The sequence below is a fragment of the Bacteroides cellulosilyticus DSM 14838 genome, from assembly GCF_000158035.1.
Taxonomy (GTDB): Bacteria; Bacteroidota; Bacteroidia; order Bacteroidales; family Bacteroidaceae; genus Bacteroides; species Bacteroides cellulosilyticus.
Genome location: NZ_EQ973490.1, coordinates 1117205 through 1119203, shown reverse-complemented (window position 1 = coordinate 1119203; position 1999 = coordinate 1117205). Strand labels below are relative to the sequence as shown.

Annotated in this window: 1 protein-coding gene; it reads right to left on the bottom strand. The window is 40.5% G+C overall.

The window, feature by feature from the left end; genetic code table 11:
• A partial coding sequence (locus BACCELL_RS08745) for a ligand-binding sensor domain-containing protein (protein ID WP_007211349.1) occupies positions 1 to 1675 on the bottom strand: 1675 nt, incomplete at its 3' end.
• Between the last annotated feature and the right edge of the window lie 324 nt (positions 1676 to 1999).

Below are 1999 nucleotides of genomic sequence, written 5' to 3'. Positions count from 1 at the left end.
CAGTATAAGAGGTGGAGGTTTCGGACTCAAGATTGTAGCAAATGATTCCGTTCCCTTCTGTACTCATCCAGATTTCTTTATTGGAAACAGGAGCAATATTACGGATTGCACGATTCTGTATGCGCTGACCGATATGGAGGTATTCTTTATAGTGGTGGGTGTTCTTATTAAATACTGCCAGGCTATTGGCTGTACCGCAAAGCAGAATACTGTCATTGAGAGGTTTTATATCGCCTATAGCTTCGATGCTGTGATAATTGAAAGATTTGGTGCGGAGATTATATTGGATCATACTTTTGTCGAGACTGCCTAACCATAGGTTCTCATCATCGGCATACATGGCATAGATGTGATAGGCATCAAATGTCCCGGAGGCATTGGCTCCTTTTTGATGCAAGAGGGAGTGTATCTTACCACTTTGTTTATCTATGCGGAATGCGCCTACACCGTATCCTCCCGTCCAGATATTGCCATCTTTGTCTTCACAGAAACATAGAATAACAGCTTTATTCTCCTGGTTGTCGAGGAAATGTTTCCATCTTTGTTTCCGGGTGTCATAAACACTGATTCCGTTATTGGTTCCATACCACAGATCGCCGTCGGAATCTTCGAAAATAACATTCACATGATTGTTGATTAGCGAATTGGGTTCTCGGTATTCGTGACGTGTACGTATAATTTCCGGCGAAAACGGGTCAATAATGGTAATTCCGTTAGTATAGGTGGCTATCCAGAGGCAACCGGCATTATCCACGTAGATATCATAAACGGTATTTCCTCTTAGACCGTCTTTCACATCATCGTCGGCCACATAGGAACTGACCAGCTTGTGGGTTTGAGTATCCACCACATAAACACCGGATCCATCAGTACCAACCAGAATATGATGGTCTGCCAAACATTTTATAGCCCGGATGGGGACATTGGGAATGATTGGGTTCAATGATATGCGCAGGTTGCGTTTAGAATCAAGCATGAAGACGCTTTTGGACTCGGTACCGATGTAGAGGTACTCTTCATGACATAACATGGTTGTTACCGGCCCGGAAGATTCGGGCAGGGCGTTCTTTTCGATGATTGTATAATCGTCGGGTATTTTTTCCTTTATCTTATAGATACCTTCATTAGAAGCTACATAATAGGTATGGCTGTTTTGTTGGGTTACAACATATGTGTTTTTATCTTTAAAAACGCGTACGAACCGGAGTTCTTGGCGGGGGGTATAAGTGTACAATCCCATATTCGAACATATCCATAGTCGGTTAGCTTCATCGAAGAACACGGAAGAGATAATGTGACTGTCGGAATGCAGGTCTTTTCGGATGTCCAGCATACACTCAAAATCATCTATGTTTTTGTTATATCTAAAAACTTTTCCGGTATAGAGTACAATCCAAATGCCACCATCCCGGTCTTTCACCATCTTTGTGGAAGGGAAATAGATTTCTTCGATGGTGTCCTGAATACTGAGTTTGTAGTTGCGTATCTCTGATCCGTCATAACGGTTAATGCCCATGTAGGTCACAAACCACATGAATCCGGTAGTGTCTTTCTCAATCTGGAATACACGGTTGCTACTCAATCCGTTTTCTGTATTTATATAACGGTAAGAGAAGGAATAAACGTGAAGAGAAGTACAAAGTAGTATAAGTAAGAGTGTTTTTCTGTTTTTCATGTTTAGCTAATATAAGTAGAGCTGATTTGAAAACAAAGTTATAAAACATTCGGCATGAATGATTTTCTCTTATATCGAATTCCTTGAAATTAACAAGTATTATAACTGGCAAAAATGCAATAACATCCATTTACCGAAGTTTTAACTTGAAGGGAAAAGTGTACTTTATTCTTGGTTTGTCCGCTTTTATGCGGACACTTGTCCGGAAATGAACATAGCTTGAAATCGTATATTCGTTGATAATCAGTGTTTTATTGTTTTGGCACGCCAATTGACTATATATAGTCGAAGGCGGTTGACAAAGACTTCCTCTCAAAACCAAGA